The sequence below is a fragment of the Paenibacillus sp. FSL F4-0125 genome, assembly GCF_038008565.1.
Taxonomy (GTDB): domain Bacteria; phylum Bacillota; class Bacilli; order Paenibacillales; family Paenibacillaceae; genus Paenibacillus_AQ.
The window spans coordinates 5,546,101-5,572,667 of the sequence record NZ_JBBOZJ010000001.1 but is presented as its reverse complement, the minus strand read 5'-3'; the positions used below and the strand labels follow the sequence as shown (position 1 = coordinate 5,572,667).

The following is a 26,567-nucleotide window of genomic DNA, read 5'->3' as shown; positions in this document are numbered from 1 at the left end:
TTCTTTAAATGATAGATTTCGGTTCAACCGGCTTCGGATCAGGTTTTTGCGGTGGATTAAACCGGTAGACAATGTAGGCGACTATGAACGGCATGATAATCGCGAAGATACCTGCTCCGACATTCACGCTTTCCTTCATAAAGATCAGCGTAGCGCCCATCAGAATGCTGTCAAACACGACATGACTGAACATGACGGCAATAAAGCCGTAACGAAGGAAAATATAGCTGAAGAGCAGCCCGATCACGGTAAGCTCAATAGGACGGGAGCTGATAGGGTAGATCGGATAAAGTGTATGACCAAACGCCCATACCAGCGTGGTGATCAGGCAAGCGATGAACGTGCTCCGGAACACTTTTTTCAACATAGGGATTCCGAAAAAACGATAAATAGCTTCCTCGGATAACCCGGCGAGCCATGCAACGATAGGCAGCAGCCAAGCATATCTCATGTTGTAAGGAGATTGAGTAGCGTCAGTAGTGGACCAGTTCTGCAAAGTCAATGACAATACGATGAACATAAGGGTCTGTACCCCTAGCAGCACGAATGCCCAGACGTATCCAGCCCGGATACTATCCAGCACGTATTTACCATAGCCAGGCTCTTTAGCACGAGGCCATGGGTTCATCCCCTCTTCTTTTTTCCAAAGGCCGTCCCCTCCAACTAAAGAGAAATAGAGCAGGGAGGACATTAGAAGGCTATATAAGGCATAAATGATGAACATAATGACGGAAGTGATTTGAGCCTCGAGTCCTTCGCCCGAAGATTCAGGAAGCATATTATAGGTGCTGATCATCATAATTACAAAATAAGCCGAGCTTAGGAAAATTCCGCGCTTAAAGGAGGTATGTTCTCTTCTAAGTATGCTGTAGATGAGTGCCAAAATTCCTAAAGCTAAGGTAGGCAGACCGTAACCGAATAGAGTAAGCTTTTCTGCGAGAGAGGTCTGGTCCTTCACGTAGGAGGTATGCCAGGCTGGAGCAGTGAATCCGGCTTTAAAGCTGGATACCTGTTCGTCAGCGAAATCGAAATAATAGTGAAGCAAGGATTCGCCGATCTGAACGGAACGGTCAGTATATACGAGCCCATAGTTTCCTGCATTCGATTCAATTTGCAGCTTGGCGGGATTTACATCCCATTCCTGAAGCCAGGGGCGGGCAAGATTTTCTTTTTGTGCCAAAGACAAGTCAGCACCCTTGTCCTCTTCTTTTGCACCAGCAGCTACATTGTTTGGCAATTCTGCAGATGACCCTTCTGCTCCTTGTGTGAAGGCGACAACTGCGCCAGTATACATATTGAGGTCAACGGAGATTGTAGGCTCTTGTGCCGCTGAAGGACTAAGTGTTGCACGGAAAATGTCAAAAGGATACCGTTGATCCAATTTCTTTTTTGTGTAGTCCTCCAAAAGCTTCTCGCGGGACATATAACCATAAAAGGAAGAGTCCGTTTCATAAAGTACATTCCACTGATCGTTTGGTGCTTTGGTATAGTTTAACTTTTGTTCCGCAAATGATATCGCTTTGTCGCGGGCTTCCGCCTTACTGATGACGGTAGTATCTTCCCCGGCAGGGCTATTTAGCACCGAGGGGGCAATCTGAAACATAATAAATAGAATAAGACCGATAATGCCCGAGATGATGAGCCTCTTGGAGAGGGCACGTTGCTGTAAGGGCTGGCCAACGGGATTCATGTAACGCCTCCTTGTAAACTGACAATGTTATGTTCCATTATAGTATTAGTGCCATGATAGTTACAAAAATCATCGTATATTCTTTTTATGGGTAATAGAGATATTATAGAATAGGAAACTGAATATATACCATGAATTTAAAGTGATCAATTCTTCATTTTTCATGAAAATCGATGCAATTGCAGGGAAAACACGGAAAAGTGATGAGAAAAGGCACTCCTTCTGGTACATCCTCTCCAAACCGCATTTTTCATATGAATCACCATTAATTGTGTCTTTGTGATTTATCGAAATAACAGATATAATTTGTATGCAATTGTATATAGCCGAATTTCAGGTGAAAACGGGGGAACCATAAGAAGTAATGAAAAGATGAGTATACGCCGTAAAAGGTGACTTTATTCATCAGGGGTGAATTTCGTTCTAGGAACGAATAGGGCAGCCTGCACAGTCCGAATCCGTCAGCTAACCTCGTAGGCTAATTTACTGCAGGAACCAAGGGTAGCATTGGTTTTCCAGTGCTTTTTTTGTTGGAATTCTTTAAATTAAGATAAGAGGGTGAGCATAGTGGCTTCACAGTTTCGCAGAGTTTCTGAATCAAAGTTTCTGAAGCTCTCTCCGCCTCAGATTATGGTGCTCGGTTTTGCATCGATTATTCTGATAGGAGCCTTGCTGCTTATGCTTCCCATTTCGAGTACGAGCGGGAATGCTGTGAGTTTTATTGATGCATTGTTTACTTCGACATCGGCAACCTGTGTGACCGGACTTGTGGTGCTGGACACCGGGACGACATTCACCTTTTTTGGAAAAACCGTGATTATGTTGCTTATCCAGGTCGGCGGCTTAGGTTTTATGACAATGGCCACCTTATTTGCCATGATGATGAAACGCAAAATCTCTTTGCGGGACAGGTTGATCCTGCAGGAAGCCATGAACCAGGGTTCTATGGAGGGGATTGTTCGGCTGATCCGGAGAGTAATTATTTATTCATTAGTCATTGAGGGCTGTGCAGCGGTCCTGCTGTCCATACGTTGGGCGTTTGATATGCCGCTGGGAAAGGCCATTTATTTTGGGATATTTCATGCAGTGTCGATGTTTAATAATGCTGGATTTGATATTTTTGGGGATTTTCGGAGTTTAACCGACTATGTATATGACCCGCTAGTGAATATCGTGGTGATGTTTCTGATTGTCTCCGGCGGTATTGGTTTTATTGTCATGTCTGATCTGGTGGAGTTTCGTGTAAAACGTAAATTGTCTTTGCATAGCAAAGTTGTACTCTCTACCACGGCTGGGCTTATTGTTATTGGTGCTTTGGTTATTTTTATATTTGAATTTACGAATCAGCGCACACTGGGTAATCTTAATTTCGGCGGCAAAATATTATCAGCATTCTTCCAGTCTGTATCGCCCCGAACCGCTGGTGCCAATACGGTGGATATTGCTGGACTCCGGCAAGCCTCTCAGTTCTTTATGGTTATTCTTATGTTTATTGGTGCATCACCTGGTTCAACGGGTGGCGGGATTAAGACTACTACCTTTACCATTATGATTGGTGCGGTAATCGCGATGCTGCGCGGGCGTGAAGATGTTGTACTGTTCCGTTATCGATTGGCGCAGGAGCGTATCTATAAAGCGTTGACGTTAACATTACTAGCTTTACTATTGATCCTCTCTGTGTCGATGGTACTTTCCACAACAGAGGATAGTAATTTCTTAGCGATCTTATTTGAGACAACCTCGGCCTTTGCCACGGTAGGGCTAACGATGGGGCTGACACCTGAACTATCTATCATCGGTAAGATTCTGATCTGTCTGACTATGTTCGCAGGTCGACTAGGTCCATTAACTTTAGTGTATGCGCTTGGTCCTAAACAGGGTAAACCATTGTATAAGCATCCAGAAGGTAAAATAATTATTGGATAGGAGCTAATCAGAAATGAAAGCACAGCAATTTGTAGTAATCGGCTTAGGGCGCTTTGGGTCAAGTCTCGCGCTTGAGCTGATGGAAATGGGCTACGAGGTGCTCGGGATTGATCACCATGAAGAACGCGTAGAGGAAATGAGCGATCACTTGACACATGCCGTAGTGGCAGATGCTACAGATGAGGGGATTATGCGCTCGCTAGGTGTACGGAACTTTGACTGCGGGATTGTAGCGATTGGCGACAATATGGAGCGAAGTATTCTGGCGGCTATTTTGTTAAAAGAGATTGGAGTGAAGCAAGTTGTAGCCAAGGCGATCTCGATTCTTCATGGTCGTGCGTTGTCCAGGCTGGGCGTGGACCGGGTTATTTTTCCGGAGCGGGATATGGGCATTCGTGTAGCACATCAGCTTGTGACACCTAATTTGCTTGATTATATTGAACTGTCAAAAGATTATAAAATCGTGGAGCTAACCGTACCGTCCTGCATGAACGGGAAAAGCTTGTCCGATTTAAATACAAGAGCAAAGTATGGCTGCAGTATTGTTGCCCTGAACAGGGAAAGTGGAATTATCGTTGCTCCAACGGCACATGATCATTTGAGCGAAGGCGATGTAATGGTACTCATTGGTTCTAATGAAAGTATTGATCGATTTGAGAATGAGGTTGTAAACCAAGAATAAATAGTTAAGCCCTTCGTCCTTTCATTGGACGGAGGGCTTTTTAAATTTAAGTTGCACGAGAGAGGCAGGGATTACTTCTCTCGTTCTGTCAGAAACATTTCTTCTGTAACCTGCACCAGGCTGCGGGCCGCTGTGCTCAGGGTTCCATCGTCACGGTAGATCAGACAGGTAGTTCGCTGGGTCTGCTCCAGCTCTTTAATATGCAGAGAGACCAGTCCACCACCGTTTAACAGCTGCGGACGCAGATAAGACTTAGGTAGTAATGCGGCTACATTGACCGTCGGTAGCAGCCGCACGATGGCTTCGAAGGAGTCAATTTCCATACGTACGTCTGGATCAATTCCGCAGCGCTGGAACAGATCGTCCGTTAGACGGCGATACCAGGTGCCTTTGGAGAAAAGGATCATTGGCAGTCGGGACAGATCATCCATGGTCAGCTTGGAAGACTGATTCAGAGGATGATGCTCAGAAACAACCAGCCTAAGCTGATCCTCAAACAGAGAAATACAGCGCAGTCCAGGCTCTTGAATAGAGGAAGCAATCAGACCTATATCTGATTTCCCTTCACTGACAGAGGAGACAATCTCATGCGTTCGGCCTGTGATTAGCTTCAGCTCCGCAGTCGGGTACTTCTCCATATATGCGTTAACCAGTGGAGGCAGAGTGGTCTGTAGTGAAGTGAGAGATGCCCCTAAGGTGACCAGCTTTGGCTCGCCTTCTTTGTATTTAGACAAAGCCTCCAGAAATTTAGAACGCTGCTGACGCTGTTCAAGTGCGTAGGAATAAGTGAGACGCCCAACCTCGGTTAACTCCAGCCGTTTACCATAACGATTAAATAGCGCGACACCTAGGCGTTCTTCCAGCTTGGAGATTTTACGAGATAGGGCAGGTTGGGACAGATTGAGCTGGCGCGAGGCACGATTCAAGCTGGAATGCTCCACAACCGCTGCAAAAACATCTAAATCGTCAAACATACTTATGTTCCTCTCGTAGTGCAATCTATAAACAGTAGTGACGAAATTCATAGCCTTGAAGACAATACTTCTTGCTCCATAAGGAAATAAAAGATTTGTCGGAAAATGTTGCTTCTCCAAATGAGAATTATTATCATATAAAATCTATTCTTATGCGTTTATTGTATAACGATTAATAATTAGATTGCAATTCCCTTATAAGGGAAAAAGGAGTAACATGAAAAGTGACACAAGATATTCACATTTTGTGAAAAAGAAAACAAAGTCCGGGAAACTAGGGGATAGCGGTAAATATAGGCATTTTGTCATTACATAGTCAACGTTATCCTGTGTCAAATGTAGTTCCGGCGGTGAATACACATTAATGAAAACGCTGTTTTAATCGGAAAGGGGTTACTTTGTATGAAAGGATTTTATTCCAGAAAGATTCATTCCTTGCTAGGCGTTATCCCGCTTGGAGCCTTCTTCATTGAGCACATGATGACGAATTTTGCGGCTGTAGAGGGTGGCGCTTCCGGTTTCACTGACAGTGTGATCTGGCTGAACAGCCTGCCGCTTGTCTTCTTCCTGGAATTGTTCGGTATATGGCTTCCTCTGCTATACCATGGCGTATATGGACTGTATATTGCCTATCAATCCAAGCCGAACTTAAACCGTTTCAACATTGAAAGAAACTGGCGTTATACGCTGCAACGTATTACGGGAATTATCACCTTTATCTTCATAGTCTGGCATTTGTTCCAAACCCGGGTACAGGTGGCAGTGGGTAGTGTTGAGCACGAAGAATTGGGCGGTCTGATGCATGATATCGTGACTCAACCACTGATGTTGACACTGTATATTATCGGTATCGTTGCAGCATGCTTTCACTTCTCGAACGGCCTATGGTCTTTCCTGATCAGCTGGGGAATCACGGTAGGACCTCGTTCACAGCGGGTATCCTCTTACCTTTGTCTCGGTATTTTTGTTCTTGTAACGTTCATGTTCCTCATTTCGTTAGTCACTTTCCGTGATGCCGAATTTCAAACCGCATCTTCTATAGCTCAGTCCATAAAGACTTTCATCTAAGTAATTACCTCTCAGGACTAGATTCCAGAATCCTTTCTGATATTTTCGATAAAGGGAGTGAACTATCATGGCAACAGCAAATATCATTATCGTGGGCGGCGGTCTGGCCGGCCTGATGGCTACCATCAAGGCAGCGGAGTCCGGTGCGCATGTTCAATTATTCTCATTAGTGCCTGTAAAAAGATCACACTCCGTTTGTGCACAGGGCGGCATCAACGGCGCTGTAAATACGAAAGGGGAGGGCGACTCTCCTTGGGAGCATTTCGATGATACCGTTTATGGTGGTGACTTCCTGGCGAATCAGCCACCGGTCAAGGCGATGTGTGAAGCGGCACCGGGTATCATCCACCTCATGGACCGGATGGGCGTAATGTTCAACCGTACACCTGAGGGACTACTCGACTTCCGTCGTTTCGGCGGAACGAAGCGTCACCGCACTGCATTTGCTGGTGCAACGACAGGCCAACAGCTGCTGTACGCGCTGGATGAGCAGGTGCGCCGCTGGGAATCTGAAGGTCTCGTAACTAAACGTGAGAACTGGGAGTTCCTTTCAGCTATCATCGACGACGAAGGCGTATGCCGAGGCATCAGTGCTCAGAATCTAAAGACGATGGAGATTGAGACTTTTCCTGCGGACGCTGTTATTTTGGCTAGCGGCGGGCCTGGTATTATTTTTGGTAAAACGACAAACTCCGTTATTAATACGGGGACAGCTGCAAGTGCGGTATATCAACAGGGCGTACACTATGCCAACGGAGAATTTATACAGATTCACCCAACGGCTATTCCAGGAGATGACAAGCTCCGCCTAATGTCGGAATCGGCACGTGGCGAGGGTGGTCGTATCTGGACTTATAAAGACGGAAAACCGTGGTATTTCCTCGAAGAAAAATATCCGTCCTACGGTAACCTGGTGCCGCGTGATATTGCTACACGGGAGATTTTTAATGTGTGTGTGGATCAAGGGCTGGGCATTAACGGTGAGAACATGGTGTATTTGGACCTCTCTCACAAGGACCCAAAAGAGCTGGATGTGAAGCTTGGCGGGATTATAGAAATTTATGAAAAATTCATGGGGGATGACCCTCGTAAAATACCGATGAAAATCTTCCCGGCTGTGCATTATTCTATGGGCGGTATGTGGGTTGATTACAACCAAATGACGAATATTCCTGGTCTGTTTGCTGCAGGCGAATGTGAATATCAATATCATGGAGCGAATCGTCTAGGCGCTAACTCTCTGGTATCTGCGATTTACGGTGGTATGGTCGCAGGTCCAAAGGCTGTTGAATACATTAAAGGTTTGAAGAAATCATCACAGGATATCTCTTCAACGGTATACGATAACTTCCACAAAAAGCAGACAGACAAGTATGAGTCTCTGCTAGGGATGTCAGGTACAGAGAATGCTTATGTGATTCACAAGGAACTGGGCGAATGGATGACCGCCAATATGACGGTTGTGCGGCACAATCCGAAGCTGGAAGCGACCATTGGCAAAATTAAAGAGCTTAAAGAGCGCTACGGCAATATCAATATGAATGATACGTCACGCTGGAATAACCAAGGTGTAGCCTTCACCCGTCAGCTGTGGAACATGCTGGAGCTGTCCGAAGCGATGACACTGGGCGCGCTAATGCGCAATGAAAGCCGCGGTGCTCATTACAAGCCGGAATTTCCGGATCGTAATGATGAGGAGTTCTTGAAGACCACGAAAGCAACCTGGACTGCAGACGGTCCACAAATCTCCTACGATGAAGTCGATGTCTCACTGATCCCTTCACGGGTACGTGATTACTCGAAGGATTAATTTTTTTAAGCAGCGAAACAGCTTGCGAGGCAAGCTTATTGAAATAAAATTAGGCAATTTGAGGAGGGAACCATTATGGCGGAAACTGCTACAGCTCCCAAAAACGTAAAGTTTATCATCACCCGCCAGGACGATCCGCAAAGCTCATCTTATATTGAGGAATTTGAGCTTCCTTATCGTCCGGGTATGAATGTAATCAGTGCTTTGATGGAAATTCAGCGTAACCCTGTGAATGCCAAAGGTAACAGCACCGTTCCGGTATGCTGGGATTCCAACTGTCTAGAAGAAGTATGCGGCGCTTGCTCGATGGTGATTAACGGTAAGCCTCGCCAAGCCTGCGCAGCACTTATAGACAATCTGGAGCAACCTGTACGCATTGAACCTATGAAGACATTTCCGGTGGTGCGTGACTTAGTTATTGACCGTACCCGAATGTTCAATGCACTTAAACGTGTGAAGGCTTGGATTCCCATCGATGGTACGTACGACCTTGGGCCGGGACCACGGATGCCGGAAAAGAAACGGCAATGGGCTTATGAATTATCTAAATGTATGACTTGCGGCGTATGCTTGGAGGCTTGTCCGAATGTCAACGAGAAGACGGATTTTATCGGACCCGCAGCCATCTCACAAGTACGCCTATTCAATGCTCATCCTACGGGTGAAATGAATGCTGATGAAAGATTGGACGCTCTGATGGAAGATGGCGGTATTGATGGTTGTGGTAACTCACAGAACTGTGTACGCGCTTGTCCGAAGGGTATTCCTCTTACTACCTCCATTGCTGAAATTAACAAGCAGACGACAAAACATATGTTCAAACGCTGGTTAGGTGTGTAATAAGTAGTACCGCCAGATCTTTAATATTGAGCTATCCTCAAAGGTGGATTTTAATTCGCTGGGGATAGCTTTTTTGTTTATAATTGGTAGGGAATAGGAAATTGGTCTATCTCAGAAGAAGGAATAGTATATGCTATAATGTCCATTGTTAACGTATGTTAGTGTGGAACAACAGGGAGGAATAATCTTGATTTGTCGGGAGCATGATGGAGCAATTGTAATGGTTAAACAGCATGATCACGGGAAGTTAGCTGGAGAGCTTGCCATTTGGTTCAAGGAAGAGCATGTGCCGGAAGAAGGGCGCCGGGATGAGGTGCTCTGGGCGGTAGCCGAACATGACCGGGGTTGGATTGACTTGGATGAGACACCCTTCTGGAACGATGCGGAGCATGCGCCTTACAGCTTTATTGATTTTCCTGTAGTGCCGAAGCTAACCTTTTATAAGCGAGGACTTGACGAGATTGAGGCGCGGACACCGTATGGAGCGCTTTTGTGCAGCTTGCATTTTGAACGACTCATTAAGATTTCAGGATTGGATTATCCAGAACTGACTTTATATCAAGAGCATGAGGAAGAACGTAGATCCCGTATTCACCGAGAGCTGGAAGTATCCAAGCCAATTGGTGAAGATGAACTCTATTATGATGCCCGCCTTTTAGAGTTCTGCGATGATTTATCCCTATATTTGGCCTTGAATGAGCCGGGGAGCCCGAAATCAGAGGAGCATCCATGGTGGCGTGAAGGGTTCTCCGGCAGTGAAGATTTCAGTTTTACATCAGGTCGTACGATAACCGTGGAGTGGAAAGATAAGTCAACGTTAGTGCTGGATCCTTTTCCATTTAAGAAGACGATAGAAGTAGCTTTTAAGATGAAACGAGTCCCAAAAACAGAAATTGCTAAGAGAGGCATTGCACCCGCATATAGTGATACACCGGAAGAAGAATGTAGAATTGTACTGACGGCTCGAAACGAAAGCTGAACGGAAGGAGAAACTCCGTATGAAGATTCAATCGTCTGGGGCTTCTCCCAATAAGGAACATACTAATTCGGGTAAAGACACCCATTCTAGCACCTCTGGACGGCGATCTAAGGGCAAGACAACAATGACCCGCCGGCAATTCCTGGCTCGAAGTGCGGCTACTGTAATCGGCGCTGGTTTGCTTACAAGTGGTTACGCTTGGCAAGGGGAGCCAAACTGGATTGAGGTTACTAAACTGAAGCTGTCTTTCAAAGATCTTCCTTCTGCTTTTTCAGGGATGAAGGTTGTCCATTTTAGTGATACTCATCTTGGGTTTAATAAAGATGCCCGTGATTTGGAACGGCTTGCAGAACGTATAGCTAAGGCAGAACCAGATCTTATATGCTTTACCGGTGACATCGTAGACAGCAATCCTGAGGATCTTGTAGACGCCATACCTGTATTGGCATCGCTGAGTGCTCCGCTAGGGAAATATGCGGTTCTAGGCAATCATGATTACAAAAATACGAAGCGGATCATCGATCTGCTTACGTCGGCAGGCTTTCGGGTGTTAAGGAATGAATCCTATCTTCTAAAAAGAGGCGGAGCCGTTATGGCTGTGACGGGACTGGATGATCTGCTGCATGGCGAGCCTGATCCTGTGAAGGCACTCAGTGGTGTGCCAACAGGAACCTATGCCCTTCTGATGATGCATGAACCGGACTATGCTGATACAGCAGAGACTCATTCTTTTCACCTGCAGCTATCCGGACACAGTCATGGGGGACAAATTCGCCTGCCGTTTGTAGGTGCGCCATTCACCCCTTACGGATCCCAAAAATACATAAATGGATTGTATTATACAGATGCCAAGCGCATGCCAGTGTATGTGAATAGAGGCTTTGGCGAAACAGTCATGCCTTTTCGTTTTTTATGTCGACCTGAATTAACGGTGTTAACGCTGCACCATTCATCGGATGAATAGGCTGGACTTTTAACTGTATGGAGGGGGAGAGAGTATGAGCACCTATGAGGCAGTATCGTTCCAGACGCAACCAGGTATGGCGGTCGACCTGAGGCTCATCCTGCCTGAGGATGCTTTTGCTTTGCAGCAGCTGCTCTCCCATCCAGAAGTGCAGGCACATATTCAAATACGCAATGGCGCTGGATCAGATCCTGCTCAGGTGGAGAAGCTGGTGAACCGGATGTTATTTGCATTTGATCCTTGTGCACTACATGCGGGTATCTATTTGAAAGAGCAGCAGAAGTTGATTGGTATAGTTGCTTTACAGCATTGGAACCGTCGTGAGGGAAAGGCCACTTTAGGATACATGCTAGACCCGGCGTACTGGGGAGGCGGACTGGCGACAGAGGCGGTTGGCTTATTCTTGAATTACAGTGTTCATACGCTTGGGATAACACGGATTGAAGGACGCTGCCGAGGAGATAATATTAGATCCCAACGTGTGATGCTTAAGAACGGTATGATGCTGGAGCGAGTGTTGCCCAGAGTAGGGTCCTTGGACGATGTAATGAAAGTATTCACATTGTTACACAAATGAAATAATGCCGTTATGAAACTCTAACAGTGTCCGGTTAAACTAAGTACATGACCCCCTTTTAAAAATATAAATGCTTTGGGACCCGATGATTCGGGTCCATTTTTTTTGTCAGGACCTTATCCGATCGTTTATGATTAACAAACAGTCGAATGAATTGAGAAGGAGGCGTAACATTTTGAATGATGTAATCCAGACGTTAATGAATCACCGTTCTTTCCGGCAGTATTCTGATCTACAAGTGGAGCCGGAGAAGTTAAAGATAATGATCGAATCCGCCCAAGCAGCGCCCTCATGGGTAAATGGACAGCAGGTCTCAATTATAGCTATTAAAGATCCTGCGCGTAAGGAACAGCTTTCGGTCTTGTGCGGCAATCAGAAGCATGTAGCAGCAGCCCCCGTCTTTCTGGTGTTCTGCATGGACTTCTATAGGGCAAAATTAGCTAGTGAGCTGGAAGGTAAGTCTTTTGAAGCGGTAAAAGATGTAGATGCTCTGCTCGTTGGCGCTACAGATGTCGGTATCTCATTGGCTAACGCGATTGCAGCGGCAGAATCCATGGGACTCGGGATTATTCCTATTGGGGGTGTTCGCCGCAATACAGCAGGTGTTATTGAACTGTTGAAGCTGCCGGAGTACGTATTCCCTATCGTCGGCCTCTGTGTCGGATATCCAGCGGAAGAGATTGCACAGAAGCCGCGGCTGCCGATGGAAGGAGTGTTTCATGAGGAGCAATACAATCCGGATGTGGAAGGTCTCCTGGAGGCGTATAATCAAACCCACCGTGAATATATGCAGCAGCAGGGATTGACGGAGAGGGATTGGACGAGCACAATTGCTCATTTTTATGATATTAATCCGGAATACGGAGATGCGAAGCGTACCTTGAAGCAGCAAGGGTTTACCTGCGATAACCTATAAATAAACGACAATGCACCAAGCGGAGATTGGTTTAACGGAGGGTAACCCCACCACTAAACCAATAACACTTGGTGCATTTATTTAAATATAAGAAAGTATTACAGAGAAACTTTGATTTTCTCGCGTTGCTTGTAGTAAACCCAATGTGTAAAGCCTATCGCTTTAAGCTGTGTCGCTACCGCATCTAAGTCTTCAGCGACTCGGGATGGCTTATGCGCATCCGAACCAAAAGTAACCTCTACGCCAAAATGGTGCGCGCGCTCCAGTATCTCTTCTGATGGATACCAGCCGCCAACCAGCTTGGTTCCGCCTGAGGTATTAATTTCGATCGCCACGCCACATTCACTAATCACCTTCAGACAATCATCAATGGGCTTGGGTGCAGGAATATCGGAGAAGGCCGGGTAGTTCCCTTTCATCGCATCAATGTGTCCAAGAATTTGGAACATGCCACTGCGGGCTGAATCAGCAATCAATCGGTAATAATCAGACTTCACACGAATCTGTTCATTCTTGCTAAGCCCTTTCCAGCGACCTTTGTTAAAGATACTAACGCCGCCAACACTATGTACCGATCCAATCACATAATCAAAAGGGTAGGCAGATAATGTTTTGCGGTAAAGCTCGGCATGCTCAGGGAAATAGTCTGATTCGATGCCTAGCAGAACGTCGATTACACCTTCGTATTCTTTTTTGAGGGAGAGGACTTCCTCAACATAATTTGAGAATTCAGACTTACCCATAGCAATTTGAGGAAAAGCCTGTTCGGAAGGACTTCCGAAATAGGGGGTATGGTCAGAAATGCCTATTACCCCTAGACCCGCTGAAATTCCAGCTTCGATATAGTCTCTAATCGTTCCATCGGCATGACCACAGCGAAAATGATGTGTATGCAGGTCAAATTTCATCAAGATCAACTCCTTTAAACAAGGTTATGCAATACGCTCAGAAGTATCGATTCCACATTCTGGGTGTGTGTTACTCAGAGCCAATAAATTGTGTCTCCGGCATACCTTTGAGATCACTAAGAAACTGTCTCATGGCAGAGTTCACGTATTTCCCAGACTTCGTTATGACGCCTACAGGATGTGTGACTTCCAATTCAATAATAGGCACAATTTTGAGGGAACCGGCTCGAACCTCAGCGGTTACTGACTGCTTGGAAATAATGGCTGCACCTAAATCGAGCTCGACCATCCGTTTCACTTCCTCACTGCTGGTCAGTTCCATAATTACCTGTGGCTCTATGCCATGCTTGGCGAATACCTCATCGGCAAATTTACGGCCCACTGTATCTGGAGAGAGCAGAATTAGCGGGATTTTGTTTAGGGCTTCTATACCTGCGGTCTTAACTTGAGCCAGGGGGTGTCTCGGTGAGACCACCAACTCGAACGTATCATAATAAAGAATGGAAGTAGTCATGCTCGGACTACGTCCGATCAAATAGCCGATGCCGACATCGACTATGCCACTCTCGACATGCTGATAAATTTGAGACGAGGACATAGAGGAAATGGATGTTTTGATATGAGGGAACTGGTCTTTAAAATAGGATAAAATACGCGGTAAAATTTGAATGGCGATTGAGGTAGTCGTGCCGAGAATAATATGTCCTTGGGGATTATCTTCAAGGTCCGCAAGCCTTTGTTTAAGCTCCTCGACAATCGTCACAATTTGTTCCGCATGCTCCAGAAATACAGTCCCTCGATCGGTTAGTGTAACAGGCTGGTTCCGGTCAACCAGCTGTGTTTTGAACTCTTCTTCAAGGCTCTTGATTTGTGCTGAAACCGCTGGTTGGGTCAAGTTAAGCAGTTCTCCGGCCTTGCGAAAGCTCATCGTTTTGGAGATCGTTATTAGTGTCTCCAGCTGGCTGATGTTCATGGAATACCTCCTTTGGACAAGCGAATATGAAAGTGATGGGGTGATATTTTACGTTCCATGTTGGCATTTGATTTAAATTATAGGAGATAATACCCGACAGAGCAATGTTACTGCATAAACAAACTTGGGTTGGAATTCGACATATACATTAATTTTTGCTGAATTGTGCCGATATATAAAGTATAATAAATCCATATTACTTGGGACTTTTGGTATATGACTAAAGCACGATATAGAGGGAGACTGGACTTTAATGAAAGCAGAAGTAATTAATCCGTTTTTAGAATCTGCACGGACTGTTATAGAACAAGTGATTCAGGTCTCGCCTTCCACTGGGAATTTAGGCATTAAAGAAATTGAACTGATCGATAATCATATATGGATTCAAGTGGGAATGACTGGTCAGCTGAGCGGAAATATTATATTTGGTATCGCGGAGCAGGTAGCCTTGCGAATGGTATCGATTATGATGGGTGGCTACGTGATTACGGAAATGGATGAGATGGGTCAGAGTGCAATTTCAGAGCTTGGCAATATGATCAGTGGGAATGCTAGTACGATTCTTTATAATCAGGGAGTGTCAGTGGATATAAGCCCGCCTCAAATTATGAAGCTTGAGAGCATGTCTTTTTTGCCTCGCAGAGCACTTAGTATTCCATTGTTGATGGATGGGGTTGGAGAGATGGACATTCAGGTGATGATCTCTTAGGCAAGAGTTAGGAGCTGAAATACTTTTTATGGTACTCAAAGATAAGGTTGTTGTGATTACTGGAGCGTCAAGCGGTATTGGTGCATTAACAGCACAAATGCTTAGTAAGCGGGGGGCAATTCCGATCCTAGTGGCACGTTCCGAAGCGAAGCTGAAAGAAACGGCGACCGGTATTCCGGGCGTTTTTGGACTGTATACTTGCGATGTAACAGATACCGAGGCTGTACAAGAGACCTTTGCTCAAATTTTGGCGACTTACGGCAGAATTGATATTTTGCTAAATAATGCTGGGTACGGTAAATTCGCCTCTTTTACAGAGATGGAGCCTCATGAGTTTGATGAGATGATGGATGTTAACTACATGGGGATTGTTCGCTGTACGAAGGCTGTTGTTCCACATATGCTAGAGCGGGGAAGCGGCCAAATCGTAAATGTGGCTTCTATGGCAGGAAAGATCGGCACAGCCAAATCTGTGGCTTACACAGCTACCAAACATGCTGTTCTCGGATTCACGAATGCACTCCGTCAGGAACTGCGGAAGAGCGGAATTATCGTTTCGGCTGTGAACCCTGGCCCCATTGCGACTGATTTTTTCAAAATAGCTGACCCATCCGGCAATTATCAAAAGAGCGTAGCTCGGATGATGATGACACCAGAACATGTCTCTTCCAAGATCGTAAAGGTCATGGAAACTGGCAAAGAAGAGATTGATCTTCCGGGTCTAGCGGGGTTTGGTATTCGGCTTTACGGACTGTTTCCTCGTCTGGCGGACAAGCTTACTTATAACGCGATGAACAGAAAATAGAGCCTATTGTCAGCATTATTGGCCTTCCATTTGGTGGAGAGGCCTTTTTGGCATATAATGAAGATATTATCTCAAGCGAAAAGGATGAATTACACTTATGAATAAAGCTTCTTTTGCGGCTATCGGCATTCAAGAAGACCTAGTTACCCGATTGTCGGAATTCGGCATTAACGCCCCATCCCCGGTACAAGAGCAGACAATTCCACTTCTGCTGGAGGGAAGAGATGTTATTGCTGCTTCCCAGACTGGAACGGGTAAGACCTTGGCCTATCTGTTGCCCCTGCTTCAAACGATTAACCCGGAGCAGAAGGTGGTCCAAAAGCTGGTGCTTGCCCCTACACAGGAACTGGCGATGCAAATCTTACGCGAGGCAGAACGTTATGGTGAACACCGCGGGATTCGGGTGATGGGCCTCATTGGCGGAGCAGCTATCAAACGCCAGATCGACAAACTGCGTGAGCATCCACAGCTTGTTGTGGGAACGCCCGGCCGAATCCGGGAGCTGATCGGACTTCGCAAGCTGAAGATGCATGAAGTCAGCACGATTGTTCTAGATGAAGCGGATCAAATGTTCCAGTTAAGCGGGGCCGGTGAGGTAACGAAAATTGTTAGCAGTGCGCTGCGTTCACGCCAGCTCGTGATGCTGTCAGCAACGATTGGACCGGAGACGAAGGCCTTGGCTAATCGTGAAATGAAGAACCCGGCAGAAGTTGGCATCGCTCCTGGTGTAATGACGGCTGAGAGCTTGGAGCATCATTATGTTGTCGCTGAAGAACGTAACAAAATAGACATGCTGCGTCGAGTCATCCGTCATTACAATCCGGATAAAGCGATTGTGTTCGTGAATGCTACAGATGATATTGCAGAGGTTGAGGCTAAGCTGAACCATCTTGGACTAACCGCAGCGGCCCTTTACGGTGATGCTGATAAGGTAACACGTAGTAATGTATTGTCACGCTTCCGCGAAGGAAAATTCCGTGTACTTGTTGCCAGTGATGTAGCTGCCAGAGGACTGGATATTGAGAATTTGTCACTGGTAGTCAGTTTCGATCCTGCGTTTGATTCCGAGCATTATGTACACCGTGCGGGTCGTACGGGTCGGATGGGAAAACGCGGACTATCCGTAACGATTGTGACAGAGCAGCAGACCTTTATCATGCGTAAATTTGCCCGTGAGCTGGATATTGCCCTTGAAGAGCGGGAAATGGTCGGTGGCAAGGTGCTAGCAGCAGATGAAGCGCGTAACGCTTTGAGTAGTGGGCGGGGACGTAATGAGAACAGTGGACAACGCCGCGATGGAGCTTCTCCGCAGAGCAGCAGACCACAGGCACGAACATCTGGGAATGCAGTCGTGCAGTCGTCTGCAGCCGGAACAAGCCAGCAACCTGCCAAAAGACTAGCTACGATTCATACAAACGAGGCAAGCGGAGAACCTCAGCGCGATTCTCAGCGTAGTGTGAATCCTTCCGCAGGCGCGCGTGGAGGTGCAACTCCTGCACGGAGTAAACGCAGCAGCAATGCGGAACGTGAGAAGAACCGTAAGAATAAGGGAGCGCCAAAGTGGTTGAAAGACAAAACTCCGAGAGGTGACGGTCAATGAATAATTCTCCCGTATTGCAAATTACGGGCCTCAGTGGTGGATACAGCCTGAATAAGCCGGTGCTGCATGATATTGCTCTTCAGGTGCAGCCTGGCGAAATGGTTGGCTTGATTGGTTTAAATGGAGCAGGGAAAAGTACGACCATGAAGCATATTTTAGGATTGATGTCGCCCCATAAGGGCGATATTACAGTAAAGGGTAAGACCCGTGCTGAAGATCCAATCGGATATCACAATGCGTTAACTTTTGTACCTGAATCGCCTCTTCTATATGATGAAATGACGGTGCGCGAGCATGTTGAATTTACAGCAAGAGCGTATGGGGTAGAACAAAGTGATTACGAAACCCGCACCTTACATTTAGCCAAGCTGTTCCATATGGAAGATAAGATGGACACGTTGTCGACTCATCTATCTAAAGGGATGAAGCAGAAGGTCATGATCATGTGTGCTTTCGTGGCACGTCCTGCGTTATATGTGATCGACGAGCCTTTTTTAGGGCTGGACCCACTCGGGATACGCTCTCTGCTTGATTTCATGATGGATCTGAAAAAATCGGGCTCCTCTATTCTGCTAAGCTCTCATATTCTTTCTACCATTGAGAATTATTGCGACCGCTTTATAGTGCTGCATAAAGGTAAGGTGATTGCTCAGGGAACGCTGGCAGAAATAGCGGCAACCACTGGACTACAGGGGCTGACTTTGGAGCAGCTGTTCTACGAGCTGGTTCAGGGAGGGAAATAATATGGATTTGAAAGAGCTGCGGCGCACGCGGCGAGGTCGATTCATGGGAAGTATGCTTCCTTATGTGGGATATATCATTCAAAGCGGCGTAGCGATGGTCTTCCTCTTTGTGTTGATTGTCTTCTCAGCTTGGTATACATCGTTGTTACAGAATGTACCAGAAGGTATTCCCATCCGTTGGATTATGCTTGCAATACTACTGCCTGCGGCAGTACATAGCAGCTTCCGAACCTATTTGCAGACCCCGGATACAATCTTTCTATTGCCTCAAGGACACCGAATGAAGGAATATTTCGCACCTTCGTGGGTGAGTGGAAACGTATGGAAGATTATTCGATTGTTATTTGTACTCATTACGCTTTGGCCGTTGTACATACGTACAGATGACTCTCCTAAGCGACTGTTATTTACAATATTGATTCTGATCGCTGTGAAGCTAATCGCGAGTAACGGCTTATGGAAAGAGATAGCTATGCTGTCGCGTCCGATGGCTGGCATATTCACGTTCTTACGCTGGGCAGTAGGAGGATTAATTATAGCTGCTTGGTTGTGGCAGCCTGCTGGTAGAAGCCTGATATTTATGGCACTCTTAGCAGCAGCCTATCTGGTTGCATTGTCTGTGCCTGCACGTCACGCCGTGCCTTGGGAAAGACTAATCACCATGGAAAAGAATCAAGGTGGACGCGCGCTGATGGTTCTGGGGTGGTTCGTGGATGTACCGGGCCGTGAGCAGCGGGTGTACCCTCGACGATATCTTTCCAAATGGGGGGCTCGGCTGCCTTGGCGCAAAGATACGGCTTACCGCTATTTGCTGACCAAAAGCTTCGCCCGGGGGGATATCTTCGGAATCATCATGCGGATTTCGGTGCTGGCCTTGCTGCTGAATTGGTTGAACCGTGACAGTTATTTTGGCACCGCGATCTATTTGTTCTTCCTGTTCATTATTGGGGTGCAGTTGTCGGCACTTCGCAAATTGCACAGTGAATCTTTTTGGCTGACAGTGTATCCCTTTCCTGAAGGCAGTAAGGCGGATAACACAACACAATTCGTATTCCGCGCGCACTTGGTAGTGGCACTGATTCTTGGACTGCCTTTCTTAGCTTCTATTGGTGACCGACTACTGCCAGTGATCGGTACATTCGCAGCAGGTATTCTGGTATCCTTTTTGTTTAAGGCATACTTGTCCCGCAAAGCGGCACGGATAGCTGACGAAGATTTGTAAGGTATTCTTTCAAAATAAAAAGGCTTTCTCAAAAGTAGAGCATTCTACGGATGAGGGAGCCTTTTTATTTCGTTGGGGAATGGGATGTACTACGTGGAAATAGGAAAGAGCCTAAGGCTCTTTCCCGAGACTGTCATCTCTAGTTAGACAAAGAGTGAACGGCTGATGATAACTAACAGGATAAAGAGAACCAGAATGGCGCCAGTGCTTGTGAATGGGCTGCAGCATCCATGTCCGCCTCTTACTTCTTCGCTCATGTTCATTCCCCTTTCGGTGTGTGTTGTACTTGTGTACATCGTATTGTATGTGCGGAGAGAGAAGCATGTATAGGCCAATGCCGGAGGAGTCCAGAAAAAAATCAGCCCCGCAAAAGCGGAGCTGATTGTAGGGAATATGAAAGATGGGTTAAGCTTTTTCCAGATCACGAACGCCTGCGTATACAAGATCGAATAGATCTTCGAGCTGATCTTCTTCGATACAAGAGAAGGCAATACGCAGATCAGTTTCTCCGAGAGCGATAGTGCCCAGTCCGTAATTATGAATTAGGTGAAGCCGAAGGGCTTCAGCCGAAACGGTATGAAGCTTCAGACACATAAAGTATCCGGAGTTAAAAGGATAATATGTCCATACATCATCGCCGTATTTTCCACTATCTAGCAGCGCTTTTACTTTATTCGCACGGCCTTTCATGATTTGGAACTTTTCATCCTTCTGTTCTTCGAATTGTGGTGATTTCAGTGCATCCAGTACAAAGGTCTGCGAAGGGTGTGCACCGCTGGAAATGGTGGCGCGAATGATACCTAATGTTTTTTGCTCCAAGGCAGCCAGCAGATCCTTATCTTCCGAGGCATAAGTGATGAAGCCAACACGGAAGCCCCATACGTACTCCTCTTTAGTCGCTCCGTCAATCTTAATTGGAAGCACACGTGGGTGAAGATTAGCTAATTTACCGAACAATGATTCCTTTAGTGAATCTTCAAAGAACAGTCCGAAGTAGGCGTCATCGCTTACGACAACCACGTTAATACCTTCTTCAGCCGCACGAAGGATAGCAGCGACGATTTCATCGCCTTCCTTCATCCCTGGAGTATATCCAGTAGGATTGTTAGGGAAGTTCAACAGAACGATCGCTTTTCCGCGTTCTTTTTGAGCTAGCAGCGCTTCTTCAAGACCCGCACTGTTAAAGGTCATTTCTTCTGTGAAAAGTGGATAGTTAACAGTCTCCCCATGACGGCGGATTCCGAAGGTTAGTTCATAGTTTTCCCAGTTCTTATCTGGATAGATAATCGCGTCGCCTGGCTCTGCGAAGAGGTCAGCCACAATGCTAAGCCCATGAGTCAGGGCATTGGTCACAACAGGATTACTGAAGGATTTCCCTTCAAGTGATGGGTTTTCGCGTTGCATTTTTTCACGCCATACAGTACGCAGCTCAGGTTTACCTGCCGGTGGAGCATAGCTATACAGATCCTTAGGATTGTAAGCAGAGAGCTTATCCTGAATAATGCCGAGGTGCATAGGCACGCCGCCTTCGGTGGCAATCCCGATGGTTGCATTGTATTTCTTGGCGTGAGCACCTGCTTCAGCGGATTGGCTCAGAATGCCCTCCTTAGGGAAGTAAATTTCTTTGCCAAGCGTAGAGAGCATATCATACACATGTTCATTTCCTGCTTTGATGCTTTCGTTCAATTGTCCAGCTAGTGGATTCATCAGTTTCATCCTTCCAGGGTTCTTTGGGGATAACATACTGTTAACATTGCCTAACATTATATCACCGCGGCTTGCAACCGTCACTTGGAAAGATACGTTTTTTTAAAATTTAAAGAAGTATAAGTTTTACACTATACATAATGCCCATTTTTCTATGAGAATCAGGTCTATCCTATATATTATTCGGAGTGGTAGGGGCAGTATTTTTTCATCATTTCAATGGTTTCTGCATCCCGTGGATGATTTCTTTCAGACAGACCGGAGATGACTCCAGAACGTCCTTCTTCTTTTAAATTTTGCCCAAACTTAAACTTCGCAGTGATCTCATCGGGGGTAATGCGTACAACGGCAACTCCCTTTAGACGGGAACGGTACCTAGGGTCTTCCGCATCAATGGGATCATACCCACCCTCGGGCTGAAGCTTATTCATAAATAAGGAGAGCACGGTGGCTTTTTCGCTAATGTCTTCGACAGGCTCGGCTGTGCCGTAGGCTGTAACACTTTTAAAATACGAGGTTGCTGGGCAGGCCATCTCTGGATCGCTAAAATAAGACGGAATCAGTGCATACTCATCCGCTACAGTAAAGCAGACCTTCTTTTGATTGCGGATCGCCTTCATTTTACCACCAGCATGACTGCCGTGAAAATAGAAACACCCATCTGTATATACAAAATTCAGCGGAGTCACCCTCGGCAGCCCCTGTTCATCGCTTGTCCCGAGAAAACCGAAGCTCATTCCGTTTAGAAAAGAGACCAATTCTTCCTCCTGATCTACTTGAAATTCTTTTCTGCGCATAGGGATCACGTCCTTTTCTTAATAGTGTAGAGCGTTTGCTCCGATGTAGATGTTCTTTCAAGAATAGTAGAGTGGTTGACAATTAAAAAGTACCAATTAAGATTGTTTTTAATGGGCCACTTGTGGGCCAAGGAGGGAACAATGAATATCACGCTGGCATACGATCAATATCTAGCGATATACCGTTACAAATATCTAGCGCTATATCACGCGCTCCGCGCTGCAATATTGGAGGGAACTCTCCCAGGAAGCACTCAGCTTCCGTCTACAAGAAGTCTGGCAATGCACTATGACATGTCGCGCGGGTCGGTCTCTCAGGTGTATGACATGTTGATCGCTGATGGTTATGTAAGGACGGTGACTGGGCGGGGGACATTCGTATCGGAAGATAGCTTCTCTTCAGCTTCTGGTAATAATAAGGGTGAAAATAAGGCTTCGGAATCAGCGGCTGGAGTAAGCGGATTAACTGAGAAAACAATCCCCCTATCAGCATGGGGCAGGAGACTGCTCGCGCGTCCGACACCCTTATATGAGCAGAGTAGCAAGCATGTTGTGAGCTTTCTGAGCAGTGGTATGCGGATGGAGCATTTTCCGTATTCCGAATGGCGCAGTGCGTTGTCTTATGCCGGAGGCAAAGAAGGCGGATTGTTGCAGAGTAATTGTCCGCCTCAAGGAGATGCAGGACTTCGGAAAGCTATTGCTGCGCATTTGCGGATTACCCGCGGAATTCGTGCGGATGCTGAGCATATCGTATTGTTTAGCGGTTCGATGCAAGGCATCGTTTTATTGACCCAGCTGCTGCTGGATTCGGGAGGTTCGGCTGTCGTAGAGGACCCGGGTTTTCATGGGATTCGCCGAGCGGTAGAGATCACTGGAGGTCAATTGCTGAGTGGCAAACTGGATGGAAGCGGGCTTATCCCGGAGGATTGGGATGCACGCTTGTTGTTTGTTACACCGAGTCGTCAATTTCCTACAGGCGTCGTGCTACCCTTGGAAAGACGGCGGACCTTATTGGAATGGGCTCAGCAGCATGATGCGCTTATTATTGAAGATGATTATGACAGCGAGTTTCGGTGGTCAGGACGTCCAATTGAGCCTTTAAAAGCGCTAGATCGCGGAGAACGGGTAGTGTATATTGGCTCCTTCTCAAATACGATGTTCTCTGGTCTTCGGCTTGGCTTTGCTGTGCTTCCTCCCTCTCTGGTAAAACCGACGATCGCCGCAAAGGGGCTGTATGAGCCCTCACCAGTAGGACTCCTGGAACAGCGTGCATTAGCGCGGTTTATGAATACTGGCGGTTATGGTCGTCATCTACGTCGGATGACCCGTATTTACGGCGAGCGCGGCCGTATTCTTAGGGCTCTGCTGACAGAACAGCTTAAAGAGCTGTTTGAGCTGCTACCCGGTGATGCGGGGCTGCAAGTATATGCACGGTGGCTACGCAGTCGCGAAGAATTCGTAGCATTCCGTTCGGCGGCGCGCAGGCGCGGTACAGATTTCAGAGATGCGGCGTTATATCAAGTTTCGCCGGGGGAACCAGCCGCATGTTTTGCTTTTGCCCATCTGAGTGCAGTGGAGCTGGAAGAAGGAGTAAAGCGCCTGCTTTTGGCATGGGAAGATGTACAAAGTGCAACATGACAAGGTATGATGGTGGGGATGGGAAGCAAAACGAAGTGAACGCTTACGAAGCCAGTTTTGCGGAGTAACTCAAAGTAGATTATGCTAACAAAACGAAGTGAACGCCTACGAAGCAAGTTTTGCGGAGTAACTCAAAGTAGATTATGCTAACAAAACGAAGTGAACGCTTACGAAGCAAGTTTTGCGGAGTAACTCAAAGTAGATTATGCTAACAAAACGAAGTGAACGCTTACGAAGCAAGTTTTGCGGAGTAACTCAAAGTAGATTATGCTAACAAAACTTTTGGGAGGGAACGTTATGCTGCACGCATCGCCGTCCTCTTTTGTTATATTACCTGCCTTGGCGAAGATTGTGTGCGAACCAAGCTGGAAATGGCAAAAAAGAGAGAAGTCGCTGCAAAACTATGATTTATTCTATGTATGGAGCGGGGAAGGGACGGTTATACGTAACGGGGAACCCTTCCAAGTGGGCAAGGGTAGCTGTTTCTTGTTCCGTCCGGGTGACCATACAAGCGCTACTCATAATCCGCAACGACCGCTTGTCCTTACATATATTCATTTTGATGTCACGGGAGAGGTGACGGAGATTCCGCTGCCCTATCGCGTACTTGCAGAAACGGTTGAATTTGAGCATCTGCTTGCTCGCTACGTTCGACTATTCTTAGTGGATACGTACGCGGCTGAGGAAGAAGGGCAGCTTGTTCTAAAACAACTGATGATTCATCTGCTTAGGGAGGACCGAGTGAAGCCTGTAGAACGTTATGCTAGCAACCATTTAACAGAGATTATTCACGAAATAGCGAACTATGTGAGCCAGCATCCCGGAATTCCGCATCGCGTAGAGGATCTTGCTGCACGTGCAGGGCTGTCACCGCGGTATTTTTCAATTAAGTTCAAGGAGCTTACCGGCTCATCCGTTCAATCTTATGTCATCCGTGCCCGGATTGAGCGTGCTCAGCATTTGCTGCTTTACGCAGGAATGAATGTGACTGAGGTAGCGGATGCACTTGGATATCGTGATATTTTCTTTTTTAGCCGCCAGTTCAAGCAATATACCGGAAAAAGTCCATCCGAGATCCGCTGATTTCCATGCTTTGTTTCAGTTATGTCATCCAAGGGTAAATACTTTGCAGTTTAGTTTACAGAGAATTTACATAACATCTTGGAAGGGGAGACATATAGGATGGTGATCAGACGCCGAATCTGCAACACTGATTGTAAAAGTGGAGGCGCAAGGATTTTTAGAAACCGTTTAAAACGATTAAAACAGTCGAGTGCTTTTGCCATAGATAGCTGGTTCTAAACTAAGCAAGCAGGTATATCAACGCTGGATATGACCAAAGACTTTAAAAAACCGGGGCCAACAGGCTTCCGGTTTTTTTGGCAAACTGAAGGGTTTATCATCCTTAACGTTGTATTTTATACAATAGAATGAACTCCTTTGAGGGTAATTTTGCATTCTGTTGCACATCTTACAATTAAATGCAGGGGAAACGCCGATTCTAAAGATTATCACGGTGATCTATTGCACGAAGTACAACGAAATCTTTTTACGAGTTAAAATAAGGATGATCTGTTGCGTATTCTGCAATTAAATCAACACCTCGCATCAGATGATGTTTCAAAAGTCCAATGTTGGCTAGTAGTCGATATTTATTTGAGTGAATGGGTTATTACTAAGGAGAGTATTATTCTTGTAATGCATCGTAAAAATCACACGTGACAGAGTTCTAGAGCTATAGGTGGGAGGAGAGAGGAAATGTACGAAATCGTGCTTATACGTCATGGTGAAAGCCAGTACAATGTGCAGAATTTGTTTACGGGCTGGAGTGACCCCGATTTAACCGAGAAGGGTATTCAAGAGGCCAAGGCTGCTGGCAAGCTATTGAAGGATGAAGGGTATACGTTTGATCTTGCTTTTGCCTCGGTACTCAAACGATCGATCAAAACACTTAACTATGTTCTTGATGAAATGGATCTGCTGTGGATTCCTGTGCAGAAGTCCTGGAAGCTAAACGAACGGCATTATGGCGCACTTCAGGGACTCAGTAAAAGTGAAACGGCGATAAAATACGGTGAAGAACAATTGCATCTCTGGAGACGGAGTTTATCGGTTCGGCCCCCTCTGCTGGAGCTGGATGATCCCCGGTATGCCAGAAACGATATTCGCTACAGCAGTGCTCGCCCGGAAGATATCCCGCGTGGTGAGAGTCTGGAGGATACTGTTCATCGTGTGGGCGATTTCTGGAGAAACCGCATTGTTCCTCTTGTGCGTAAAAAGGAAAGGGTGCTTATTTCAGCTCACGGGAATACGCTGCGAGCGTTGATCAAATTTATGGAGGACATTGATGAGGCAGCACTGCTGGAGCTCAATATTCCTACCGGTGTGCCCCTCGTGTACAAACTGGATGAGGACATTAATCCAATCAGCCGCTTTTATTTAGGTGATCCGGAACAGGTGGCAGCCAAGGCACGGGATGTTGCTAAGCAGGGGCATGTGTAAATAGGGATTAAGGGACAGCCGCGGGGCTGTCCTTTTGTTTTTCCTTTTGCGATGGTTTGTTTTGATCTTGTTGTCTTTGTGATATATGAGTATATTCAATAAATCTATGAGGATTTTCTATGTTAGGATGATAATTCTGATGATAGTATTCAATGTGAGTTCAAAAGTAAAGGGGGAATCAATGAACATTTTCGCACGTTTTAATTTGTAAGATGGGTTAGTTGGTACTGTTCTTCCTCAAAAAAACAGGGGAATAGAGGGGAATTATGCACAAAATCTAAACCGGTTTAGATTTGATCTGTAACATACTTGATGCTTGAATAAGCCTTACTCCACAGCGGCTGGCGCAAATTATTTTTAGAGAATAACTCCTTCCTGAAAGAAAATTCATCCTATTGATTTATGAAGTGAATGTTTTACGATGACCCATTATCCTAAGCTGTACCTTAATTGAAAGGAATGGTGATAAGTATGAGGAATAATTGTAATCGCTTACTTAAAATATTATTCTGCTGCATTCTGATAACCTCAATCATA

General features: G+C 46.1%; 24 protein-coding genes and 1 riboswitch. Of the genes, 17 read left to right on the top strand and 7 right to left on the bottom strand.

The features are described from left to right. Nucleotides 1-4 precede the first annotated feature (4 nt). Nucleotides 5-1,690, bottom strand: a complete 1,686-nt coding sequence (locus NST74_RS24700; protein ID WP_341114955.1) for a CPBP family intramembrane glutamic endopeptidase — start codon at nucleotides 1,688-1,690, stop codon at nucleotides 5-7. Between the two features lie 314 nt (nucleotides 1,691-2,004). Next, a riboswitch (cyclic di-AMP (ydaO/yuaA leader) is annotated at nucleotides 2,005-2,186 on the top strand. Nucleotides 2,187-2,320: 134 nt separating this feature from the next. Between NST74_RS24700 and NST74_RS24695 the strand changes: the two genes are divergently transcribed. Then, on the top strand, nucleotides 2,321-3,616 hold the full coding sequence (locus NST74_RS24695) for a TrkH family potassium uptake protein (RefSeq protein ID WP_341115967.1): 1,296 nt from the start codon (nucleotides 2,321-2,323) through the stop codon (nucleotides 3,614-3,616). A 13-nt stretch (nucleotides 3,617-3,629) separates the two neighbouring features. After that, the gene (locus NST74_RS24690) at nucleotides 3,630-4,298 is read left to right on the top strand and encodes a potassium channel family protein (RefSeq protein WP_341114954.1); all 669 of its coding nucleotides are present in this window, start codon (nucleotides 3,630-3,632) and stop codon (nucleotides 4,296-4,298) included. Between the two features lie 71 nt (nucleotides 4,299-4,369). Here NST74_RS24690 and NST74_RS24685 read toward each other — a convergent pair whose 3' ends face one another. Continuing rightward, complete coding sequence (locus NST74_RS24685; protein WP_042130880.1) at nucleotides 4,370-5,272, bottom strand: LysR family transcriptional regulator; 903 nt, start codon at nucleotides 5,270-5,272, stop codon at nucleotides 4,370-4,372. Between the two features lie 402 nt (nucleotides 5,273-5,674). Here NST74_RS24685 and NST74_RS24680 point away from each other — a divergent pair, with 402 nt between their 5' ends. The 7 genes from NST74_RS24680 (at nucleotide 5,675) to NST74_RS24650 (ending at nucleotide 12,426) form a co-directional block, all read left to right on the top strand. Continuing rightward, a complete protein-coding gene (locus NST74_RS24680) occupies nucleotides 5,675-6,340 on the top strand; it encodes a succinate dehydrogenase cytochrome b558 subunit (RefSeq protein ID WP_341114952.1) in 666 nt (221 codons plus the stop codon). Between the two features lie 67 nt (nucleotides 6,341-6,407). Further along, nucleotides 6,408-8,150 (top strand): succinate dehydrogenase flavoprotein subunit, encoded by a 1,743-nt coding sequence (gene sdhA / locus NST74_RS24675; RefSeq protein WP_341114950.1) that lies wholly within the window; start codon nucleotides 6,408-6,410, stop codon nucleotides 8,148-8,150. 75 nt (nucleotides 8,151-8,225) lie between these two features. Next, a complete protein-coding gene (sdhB, locus tag NST74_RS24670; RefSeq protein WP_341114948.1) occupies nucleotides 8,226-8,990 on the top strand; it encodes a succinate dehydrogenase iron-sulfur subunit in 765 nt (254 codons plus the stop codon). A gap of 187 nt (nucleotides 8,991-9,177) precedes the next feature. Then, a complete protein-coding gene (locus NST74_RS24665; protein ID WP_341114947.1) occupies nucleotides 9,178-9,969 on the top strand; it encodes a DUF3891 family protein in 792 nt (263 codons plus the stop codon). A gap of 19 nt (nucleotides 9,970-9,988) precedes the next feature. After that, nucleotides 9,989-10,933, top strand: coding sequence for a metallophosphoesterase (locus NST74_RS24660; RefSeq protein ID WP_341114945.1), 945 nt, complete (start codon nucleotides 9,989-9,991; stop codon nucleotides 10,931-10,933). A 34-nt stretch (nucleotides 10,934-10,967) separates the two neighbouring features. After that, a complete protein-coding gene (locus tag NST74_RS24655) occupies nucleotides 10,968-11,510 on the top strand; it encodes a GNAT family N-acetyltransferase (RefSeq protein WP_341114942.1) in 543 nt (180 codons plus the stop codon). A 175-nt stretch (nucleotides 11,511-11,685) separates the two neighbouring features. Then, on the top strand, nucleotides 11,686-12,426 hold the full coding sequence (locus NST74_RS24650) for an NADPH-dependent oxidoreductase (protein ID WP_341114940.1): 741 nt from the start codon (nucleotides 11,686-11,688) through the stop codon (nucleotides 12,424-12,426). Between the two features lie 98 nt (nucleotides 12,427-12,524). Here NST74_RS24650 and NST74_RS24645 read toward each other — a convergent pair whose 3' ends face one another. Further along, nucleotides 12,525-13,334: a histidinol-phosphatase gene (locus tag NST74_RS24645; protein ID WP_339287994.1), complete on the bottom strand. Its 810-nt coding sequence runs from the start codon at nucleotides 13,332-13,334 to the stop codon at nucleotides 12,525-12,527. Between the two features lie 70 nt (nucleotides 13,335-13,404). Next, entirely contained in the window at nucleotides 13,405-14,307 is a 903-nt protein-coding gene (locus tag NST74_RS24640; protein ID WP_042130873.1) for a LysR family transcriptional regulator, read from the bottom strand. Between the two features lie 253 nt (nucleotides 14,308-14,560). Here NST74_RS24640 and NST74_RS24635 point away from each other — a divergent pair, with 253 nt between their 5' ends. From NST74_RS24635 to NST74_RS24615, 5 genes are all read left to right on the top strand, one after another. Further along, nucleotides 14,561-15,016 (top strand): chemotaxis protein CheX, encoded by a 456-nt coding sequence (locus NST74_RS24635; protein ID WP_042130872.1) that lies wholly within the window; start codon nucleotides 14,561-14,563, stop codon nucleotides 15,014-15,016. A 28-nt stretch (nucleotides 15,017-15,044) separates the two neighbouring features. Continuing rightward, on the top strand, nucleotides 15,045-15,821 hold the full coding sequence (locus NST74_RS24630; protein ID WP_341114937.1) for an SDR family NAD(P)-dependent oxidoreductase: 777 nt from the start codon (nucleotides 15,045-15,047) through the stop codon (nucleotides 15,819-15,821). Nucleotides 15,822-15,918: 97 nt separating this feature from the next. Continuing rightward, nucleotides 15,919-17,421, top strand: coding sequence for a DEAD/DEAH box helicase (locus NST74_RS24625; protein WP_341114935.1), 1,503 nt, complete (start codon nucleotides 15,919-15,921; stop codon nucleotides 17,419-17,421). Next, nucleotides 17,418-18,164 carry an ABC transporter ATP-binding protein gene (locus tag NST74_RS24620; RefSeq protein ID WP_042130869.1) on the top strand — a complete coding sequence of 249 codons (747 nt, stop codon included), beginning with the start codon at nucleotides 17,418-17,420 and terminating at the stop codon, nucleotides 18,162-18,164. Before NST74_RS24625 ends, NST74_RS24620 begins: the two co-directional genes overlap by 4 nt. 1 nt (nucleotide 18,165) lies before the next feature. Beyond that, the gene (locus NST74_RS24615) at nucleotides 18,166-19,386 is read left to right on the top strand and encodes an ABC transporter permease (protein WP_341114934.1); all 1,221 of its coding nucleotides are present in this window, start codon (nucleotides 18,166-18,168) and stop codon (nucleotides 19,384-19,386) included. Nucleotides 19,387-19,529: 143 nt separating this feature from the next. Here NST74_RS24615 and NST74_RS24610 read toward each other — a convergent pair whose 3' ends face one another. From NST74_RS24610 to NST74_RS24600, 3 genes are all read right to left on the bottom strand, one after another. After that, entirely contained in the window at nucleotides 19,530-19,643 is a 114-nt protein-coding gene (locus NST74_RS24610) for a YjcZ family sporulation protein (protein WP_234541014.1), read from the bottom strand. 148 nt (nucleotides 19,644-19,791) lie between these two features. Next, nucleotides 19,792-21,093, bottom strand: coding sequence for an aminotransferase class I/II-fold pyridoxal phosphate-dependent enzyme (locus tag NST74_RS24605; protein ID WP_076119492.1), 1,302 nt, complete (start codon nucleotides 21,091-21,093; stop codon nucleotides 19,792-19,794). A 179-nt stretch (nucleotides 21,094-21,272) separates the two neighbouring features. After that, a complete protein-coding gene (locus NST74_RS24600; RefSeq protein WP_341114931.1) occupies nucleotides 21,273-21,890 on the bottom strand; it encodes a pyridoxamine 5'-phosphate oxidase family protein in 618 nt (205 codons plus the stop codon). A 141-nt stretch (nucleotides 21,891-22,031) separates the two neighbouring features. On the opposite strand from NST74_RS24600, the gene pdxR reads away from it, so the two are divergent. From pdxR to gpmA, 3 genes are all read left to right on the top strand, one after another. Continuing rightward, nucleotides 22,032-23,528: a MocR-like pyridoxine biosynthesis transcription factor PdxR gene (pdxR, locus tag NST74_RS24595; protein WP_341114930.1), complete on the top strand. Its 1,497-nt coding sequence runs from the start codon at nucleotides 22,032-22,034 to the stop codon at nucleotides 23,526-23,528. A gap of 297 nt (nucleotides 23,529-23,825) precedes the next feature. After that, nucleotides 23,826-24,611: a helix-turn-helix domain-containing protein gene (locus NST74_RS24590; RefSeq protein ID WP_042130864.1), complete on the top strand. Its 786-nt coding sequence runs from the start codon at nucleotides 23,826-23,828 to the stop codon at nucleotides 24,609-24,611. A gap of 675 nt (nucleotides 24,612-25,286) precedes the next feature. Continuing rightward, nucleotides 25,287-26,030, top strand: coding sequence for a 2,3-diphosphoglycerate-dependent phosphoglycerate mutase (gene gpmA / locus NST74_RS24585; RefSeq protein ID WP_042130863.1), 744 nt, complete (start codon nucleotides 25,287-25,289; stop codon nucleotides 26,028-26,030). Nucleotides 26,031-26,567 lie beyond the last annotated feature (537 nt).

Excerpts from the sequence above, each read along its gene's own strand:
- NST74_RS24605 (WP_076119492.1), bottom strand. The coding sequence starts at position 21,093 with ATGAATCCACTAGCTGGACAATTGAACGAAAGCATCAAAGCAGGAAAT.
- NST74_RS24690 (WP_341114954.1), top strand. The coding sequence starts at position 3,630 with ATGAAAGCACAGCAATTTGTAGTAATCGGCTTAGGGCGCTTTGGGTCA.
- sdhB (WP_341114948.1), top strand. The coding sequence starts at position 8,226 with ATGGCGGAAACTGCTACAGCTCCCAAAAACGTAAAGTTTATCATCACC.
- NST74_RS24685 (WP_042130880.1), bottom strand. The coding sequence starts at position 5,272 with ATGTTTGACGATTTAGATGTTTTTGCAGCGGTTGTGGAGCATTCCAGC.
- NST74_RS24660 (WP_341114945.1), top strand. The coding sequence starts at position 9,989 with ATGAAGATTCAATCGTCTGGGGCTTCTCCCAATAAGGAACATACTAAT.
- NST74_RS24635 (WP_042130872.1), top strand. The coding sequence starts at position 14,561 with ATGAAAGCAGAAGTAATTAATCCGTTTTTAGAATCTGCACGGACTGTT.
- NST74_RS24590 (WP_042130864.1), top strand. The coding sequence starts at position 23,826 with ATGCTGCACGCATCGCCGTCCTCTTTTGTTATATTACCTGCCTTGGCG.
- NST74_RS24610 (WP_234541014.1), bottom strand. The coding sequence starts at position 19,643 with ATGAGCGAAGAAGTAAGAGGCGGACATGGATGCTGCAGCCCATTCACA.
- sdhA (WP_341114950.1), top strand. The coding sequence starts at position 6,408 with ATGGCAACAGCAAATATCATTATCGTGGGCGGCGGTCTGGCCGGCCTG.
- NST74_RS24625 (WP_341114935.1), top strand. The coding sequence starts at position 15,919 with ATGAATAAAGCTTCTTTTGCGGCTATCGGCATTCAAGAAGACCTAGTT.
- NST74_RS24645 (WP_339287994.1), bottom strand. The coding sequence starts at position 13,334 with ATGAAATTTGACCTGCATACACATCATTTTCGCTGTGGTCATGCCGAT.
- NST74_RS24630 (WP_341114937.1), top strand. The coding sequence starts at position 15,045 with ATGGTACTCAAAGATAAGGTTGTTGTGATTACTGGAGCGTCAAGCGGT.
- NST74_RS24695 (WP_341115967.1), top strand. The coding sequence starts at position 2,321 with ATGGTGCTCGGTTTTGCATCGATTATTCTGATAGGAGCCTTGCTGCTT.
- NST74_RS24615 (WP_341114934.1), top strand. The coding sequence starts at position 18,166 with ATGGATTTGAAAGAGCTGCGGCGCACGCGGCGAGGTCGATTCATGGGA.
- gpmA (WP_042130863.1), top strand. The coding sequence starts at position 25,287 with ATGTACGAAATCGTGCTTATACGTCATGGTGAAAGCCAGTACAATGTG.
- NST74_RS24700 (WP_341114955.1), bottom strand. The coding sequence starts at position 1,690 with ATGAATCCCGTTGGCCAGCCCTTACAGCAACGTGCCCTCTCCAAGAGG.
- NST74_RS24680 (WP_341114952.1), top strand. The coding sequence starts at position 5,675 with ATGAAAGGATTTTATTCCAGAAAGATTCATTCCTTGCTAGGCGTTATC.
- NST74_RS24640 (WP_042130873.1), bottom strand. The coding sequence starts at position 14,307 with ATGAACATCAGCCAGCTGGAGACACTAATAACGATCTCCAAAACGATG.
- pdxR (WP_341114930.1), top strand. The coding sequence starts at position 22,032 with ATGAATATCACGCTGGCATACGATCAATATCTAGCGATATACCGTTAC.
- NST74_RS24655 (WP_341114942.1), top strand. The coding sequence starts at position 10,968 with ATGAGCACCTATGAGGCAGTATCGTTCCAGACGCAACCAGGTATGGCG.
- NST74_RS24600 (WP_341114931.1), bottom strand. The coding sequence starts at position 21,890 with ATGCGCAGAAAAGAATTTCAAGTAGATCAGGAGGAAGAATTGGTCTCT.
- NST74_RS24620 (WP_042130869.1), top strand. The coding sequence starts at position 17,418 with ATGAATAATTCTCCCGTATTGCAAATTACGGGCCTCAGTGGTGGATAC.